This window comes from Patulibacter medicamentivorans, assembly GCF_000240225.1.
GTDB lineage: Bacteria > Actinomycetota > Thermoleophilia > Solirubrobacterales > Solirubrobacteraceae > Patulibacter > Patulibacter medicamentivorans.
In genome coordinates, this window is record NZ_AGUD01000327.1 from 1 (window position 1) to 5,683 (window position 5,683).

At 75.2% G+C, this 5,683-nt stretch carries 4 protein-coding genes; all 4 read right to left on the reverse strand.

Annotation, left to right across the window (positions count from 1 at the left end):
* A partial coding sequence (locus PAI11_RS23325) for an AAA family ATPase (protein ID WP_040601521.1) occupies positions 1-889 on the reverse strand: 889 nt, incomplete at its 3' end.
* Positions 886-3,426: a DEAD/DEAH box helicase gene (locus PAI11_RS23330; protein WP_007579479.1), complete on the reverse strand. Its 2,541-nt coding sequence runs from the start codon at positions 3,424-3,426 to the stop codon at positions 886-888. The genes PAI11_RS23325 and PAI11_RS23330, both read right to left, overlap by 4 nt.
* Before the next feature lie 367 nt (positions 3,427-3,793).
* The gene (locus PAI11_RS23335; RefSeq protein ID WP_007579481.1) at positions 3,794-4,630 is read right to left on the reverse strand and encodes an MBL fold metallo-hydrolase; all 837 of its coding nucleotides are present in this window, start codon (positions 4,628-4,630) and stop codon (positions 3,794-3,796) included.
* A gap of 87 nt (positions 4,631-4,717) precedes the next feature.
* Complete coding sequence (locus PAI11_RS23340; RefSeq protein ID WP_007579482.1) at positions 4,718-5,407, reverse strand: HAD-IA family hydrolase; 690 nt, start codon at positions 5,405-5,407, stop codon at positions 4,718-4,720.
* Positions 5,408-5,683 lie beyond the last annotated feature (276 nt).

Below are 5,683 nucleotides of genomic sequence, written 5' to 3' on the forward strand. Positions count from 1 at the left end.
GCCGGCCGGCCGCGCCGACGGCCTCGAGCCGGATCGCGACCGCCCGCTCGCTGGCACCGGCGACCGCGCCTCCGCCGGCGGCGAGCGCGCCGACCGCTCCCCGGGGCACGCCGTCGACGGCCAACGCGGCGAGGAACTCCTCGACCAGGAACGGGTTGCCGCCCGTCGCCTGCAGGCAGGCGCGAACCAGCTCGGGGTCCCCGGCGCGGCCGAGCCGCGCGCCGACCAGGGTCGCGATCGCCGCCGCGTCGTGCGGCGCCGGGCGCAGGATCTCGGCGCGCGGATGGCCGCGCAGCCGCTCCAGCAGGTCGTCGTCGGACGGCGCCCCCTCGCGGGCGGCAATCGCCACCACCAGCGGCAGCTGCTCGATCCGCAGCGTCAGCCGCGCCAGCAGCCGCAGCGTCGCGTGGTCGCACCAGTGCGCGTCGTCGACCGCGATCAGCAGGCCCGGCGCTCGCCGACCGGGGTCGGAGCGGGCGATCTGGCCCGCCAGCCAGTACAGGCCCTCGACCAGGCCGCCACCGTCGTGGTCGTCCGGCGGCGACCAGCCGTCGGGACCGAACAGCGGCGTGGCCAGCGCCGCGCGGTCGGCCAGCAGCGCCCCGCGACGTCCCGGGCCGGCGGCCTGCAGGTGGCCGGCGAACAGCCCGACGGCGACGGCGAACGGGACGGTCCGCGAGCGCTCGTCGCCCGTCGCCCGCGCGACCGGGACCGAGCGCGCCGCCGCCCGCGCGCAGATCGCGTCCAGCAGGCTCGTGGCGCCGGCGCCGGCCGGACCCTCGATCACGATCAGCCGCCCGACGACCTGCCCGAGCATCTCGTCGAGCGCGCGGTCGACGGTGGCGAGATCCGCCTCGCGCCCGAGCAGGGTCGGGCCGGATGCGGTCACTCGCGGACCGGCGCCGACAGCCGGGCCAGCAGCTCCAGCGCCCCGGCCTTGTGCAGCGGCTCGTTGAGGTTGCCGCACTTCGGCGACTGGACGCAGGACGGGCAGCCGGACTCGCACGGGCACTCGGCGATCAGGGTCCGGGCGTCGTCGACCCAGCGCTCGAACCGCAGGAACCCCTGGCGCGCGATCCCGACCCCGCCGACGTGGCCCTCGTAGACGATGATCGCCGGCCCCGCCGACTGCGGATGGAGGTTGGTCGAGAGCCCGCCGACGTCCCAGCGGTCGCACATCGCCAGCAGCGGCAGAACCGCGATCTGGGCATGCTCGGCCGCGTGCAGGGCGCCCAGCAGGTGCTCGGACGGGAACGCGCCCCACGGCACCGCCGCTCCCGCGCCGCCGGGCCCGCCCGCCACCGGCACCCGCGGATCGATGCCGAGCAGCGCCCCGGGCTCGTACCAGACCGCCTCGGTCCGGAACGAGACCGACGGCAGGTCGACCGTCCGCAGGTCGATCATCTCGCCGCTGCCGACCTTGCGCCGCTGGTAGCCGAGGACCGTGTCGGTGACGGTCACGACCCCGAACGACAGCGGCACCTCGCCGGCCGCCGAGGCGACGGTCCGGTGGTCGAGCAGCTGCTCGAAGCTGACGTCGATCTCGCGCTTGGGCTCGGTCCACCAGTTGCCGGAGAACGGCTCGACGACGGCGAACCCGCGGTCGAGGTCGAGGTCCTGGACCTCGTACTGCTGGCCCAGGTGCAGGTAGACCGCGCCCTGGTGGACGGTCGACGGGGCCTTGTCGTGCTCGACGTGGCCGAGCTCCTCGCCGGTCGTGCCGTCGACGATCACCACCCGCTGCGAGGTCGCGCTGCGCAGCCCCAGCTCGCCGGCCGGGAAGCGATCGCCGCCGGCCAGCCGGAAGACGCCGCCGCGCTCGCGCAGGTCGCCCCGCTCGGCCAGCTGCTCGGCGAACGTCCGCCAGCGCGGCCCCAGCGTCGCCGCGTCGCGCTCGTCGAGCGGCGCCTCGTGGGCGGCGCAGAGCAGGTGGGCCAGGTGGATCGGCTCGTTCTCGTGGTGGAGGATCGCCGCCTCGACCGGCCGGCCGAGGAACTCGCCGGGGTGGCGGCAGAAGTACTGGTCGAGCGCGTCCTCGCCGGCCACGTAGACCGCCAGCCCGTGGCCGCGACGCCCGGCCCGGCCCCACATCTGCCGCAGCGACGCGACCGTGCCGGGGAACGTCACGACGACGCAGGCGTCGAGCTCGCCGATGTCGATCCCCAGCTCGAGCGCGGTGGTCGCGACGACGCAGCGGACCTCGCCGTCGACCAGCCGCTGCTCCAGCTCGTGGCGCTGACCGGTCGTGTAGCCGGCGCGGTAGGCGATCACCTGGCGCGCCAGGTCGGGACGGTCGCGCTCGCGCAGCTGCTCGGCGGCCATCCGCGCCACCACCTCGACGCCCTTGCGGCTGCGGACGAAGCAGATCGTGCGCACGCCCGCGACGACCAGGTCGGCGAGCATCTCGGCCGACTCGCCGAGAGCCGAGCGCCGACGACGGCCGGCGATCAGCTCCGACGCGTCCAGCAGCTCGACGTCGGGATTCGACGCCGGAGCCTGGGCGACGCCGTCCTCGCGCCGGACCCGGCGGGCGACCGCGACCGCGTCGTCGTCCTCGTCGAACAGCGGTGGGTTCCACATCGCGATCTGGCGCGTGACGCCGGGCGATCCGTCCTCGTCGATCAGGGCGACGTCGGGCAGCCCGGTCAGCGCCTGGGCGTGCTCGACCGGGTTGGCGATCGTGGCCGACGCCAGCAGGAAGCGCGGGCCGGCCGCGGTCCCCGGCAGCTCCAGGCCGACCTGGCCGGCGCCGGAGGCCCGGGCCAGCGACGCGACGCGGCCCGCCTGCTGGCGCTCGGCGACCCGCCGCAGTCGCCGCAGGACGTTCGAGACGTGCGACCCGAAGACGCCGCGGTAGACGTGCGCCTCGTCGATCACGACCACCCGCAGGTGGGTCAGGAACTCGCTCCAGAGGTCGGGCCGCGGCAGGATCCCGACGTGCAGCATGTCCGGGTTGGTGAGCACGACGTTGGCCCGCCGGCGGACGTCCCGACGGGCCTCGCGCGGGGTGTCGCCGTCGTAGATCGCCACCCGCAGCCGGTCGCCGAGCCCGAACGCATGCAGCGACCGCGCCTGGTCCTGGGCCAGCGCCTTGGTCGGGTAGAGGAAGAGCGCCCGCGCCCGCGGAGCCCGCAGCAGCGCCTCGATCGCCGGCAGCTGGAAGCAGAGCGACTTGCCCGACGCCGTGCCGGTGGTGACGACGAACGGCCGCTCTGCCGGCAGGGCCACGGCGCGGGCTTGGTGGCCGTAGAGCTGCTCGACGCCGCGCCGTCGCAGGCCCGCGACCAGGTCCGGGTGCAGATCGGCCGGGATCGGCTCCAGCCGCGGCGCCCGCGCGCGCTCGGTCGAGCGGGCCACCAGCCGCTCGTCCTCGGCGCCCGCGTCGAGCAGCGGGCGCCAGGGAGCGGACGAGGTCGAGCGGGCCATCCCCTTCAGTGTGGCGGGCCGCGCCGGCCGGCCCGTGCCGACCACGCGCGGGCGACCGGCGCGCGTCCTGGCGCATCGCCGCCCACCGCGGGGCCTAGGCTGTCCGCTGTGGTCCCCGACGTCCCGTCCCCCGGCCCCGATACGCGCTCGCCGGGCCGGACAGCCGTCGCCGTCGCGCCGGCGGCGGCGGCGGCGGCGTCATCAACATCATGTTCGCGGTGGTCCTGGCGCCGCTGCTGCTCACCGGCCCGACGTTCCACCCGTGGGCCGCGCCGACCACCTGCGCTGGCGTGGACGACCCGGGACGGCGCGCATCTTGGTACCCAACGGGTGCGAAGAGGCGTTCGCTGGCGATCGGCCGCCCGACTCAGCCCGCGGCGCGGTTCCCCTCGTGGAGCTGCTTCTGCCGCCGGTCGCTGCGGGCGAGCGGCAGCTTCCAGTCCTCGACGTAGGCGACGTCCTCGCGCCAGATCGCCAGCGCGCGCTGGGCGTCGATCGGCCCGCCGTGGCCGGGGATCACCCAGTCGGCCTGCTCGACCAGCGGCTTCAGCCCCTCGAGGGTCGCGCGGTAGGCGCTGCGCGAGCCGTCGGCCGCGGTCCAGGTCGGGATCTCGACCGGGGAGAGGTAGTCGCCGCAGATCAGGACCCGCGCCCACGGGACCCAGATCGCCATCCCGTCGGCGGTGTGGCCGGCGGCCGGGTGCAGCTCCAGCTCGTGACGCTGCCCGGGGCCCGCGGCGCCGAGCTCGACCTTGCCGGGGACCGGCAGCGACTGCAGCTCGCCGAGGCCGAGGGCGCCCTCGCGGGCGACGTAGTGCTCGGCGTCGAAGGCGCGCAGCTCGCGGACCGCGTCGCCGGAGCGGCCGGTCAGCCGCGCGGCGGTCGTCTCGGCGACGCCGAGGGCGGCCTTGGGGAAGGCGAGCCGGCCGAGCAGGTGGTCCCAGTCGCCGTGGGTCGCCAGCAGCCCGGCGACGGCGAACCCGGCCTGGTCGGCCACCTGCGCCGTCAGCTCCAGCTCGTCGGGGTAGACGGGCGAGTCGACGAGGAACGCCTCGCGCGGGGCGGCGGTGGCGCCGGCCAGCGCGGCCGCCGGGTCGGCGCCGGCGTCGCCGGTCGCGGCCGGTGCCCGGACCAGCGCGGCGGTCGTCTGCCAGACGCGGGAGACGACGACGAGGACGTCGGGATGAACGGCGAGCGCGCGCACGGCGATGACGATGACAGGCGGCGGACGCGGTCCCGCGTGCGACGGCCGATCGCCGTCGACGCGGCGGCCGGAGCCGCCGCTCGCGCGCTACTTCAGGCCGAGGACGCGGATCGCGTCGAGCAGCGTCTTGACCTCTTCGGTCGGACGCTTGGCCTTCGGATCCAGCCGCTCGCCGGTGCGGTTGATCCAGATCACCGGGATCTTCGCCTTCAGGCAGGGCTCGACGTCGCTGTGGTAGCCGGACGCGATGTGGACCCAGTTCTTCTTGCTGCCCTGGCGGCGCGCGATCTCGGTGAAGTGCGCGGGGTCCGGCTTGTAGGAGCGGACCTGCTGGGCCGTCACGACGAGGTCGAAGTCGTGCGGGATGTGACGGCGGGTGAGCCCGAGCAGCTTGTCGTCGATGTTCGAGACCAGCCCGGTCTTGTACTCCTTGCCGAGCTTGCGCAGCTGCGGCATGGTCTCGCGGAACGGACGCCAGCGCTCGACCGAGTTCGGCAGGAAGTTCGCGCGCGCCGGCTCCTGGCGCAGGTCGTCCCAGCCGATCTCCTCGGCGACCTCGCGGGCGGCCCGGCGGAGGACCTCGGCGTAGAGCTCGTAGCTGCCGGCGGCGATCTCGCGGTGCTTCTCGTGGAAGAGCCGGATCACGAGGTCGCGATCGATCGTGAACCCGTCGCGGCCGGCCTCCTTGACGAACGCGTCGACGATCCCCGACTCCCAGTCGATCAGGGTGCCATAGACGTCGAGGGTGACGAAATCGATCTGCTTGGGAAGCGGCATCGTCTACCAGTAAATCATTGTGGACGATGTATACGCACGCACGCCGTCCGATCGACCCGCTAACGCGCGTCCGGGAACGGGGGAGCGGGGACGCAGCGGCGGGGAAGCGGGAGGGCCGGCCCGAGGTTCGCCTTCTCACGAGGTACCCGAGCACGACCCGACGATTCGCCGTCCCACCGGCGCCCGATCGCCGCCTCACCCCCAAGCGACCGCCGAGACGACGATCCGTCCTCGCGCCGCGCCCCGCGGGTGGATGCCTGGTGTTCGTGGACCGAG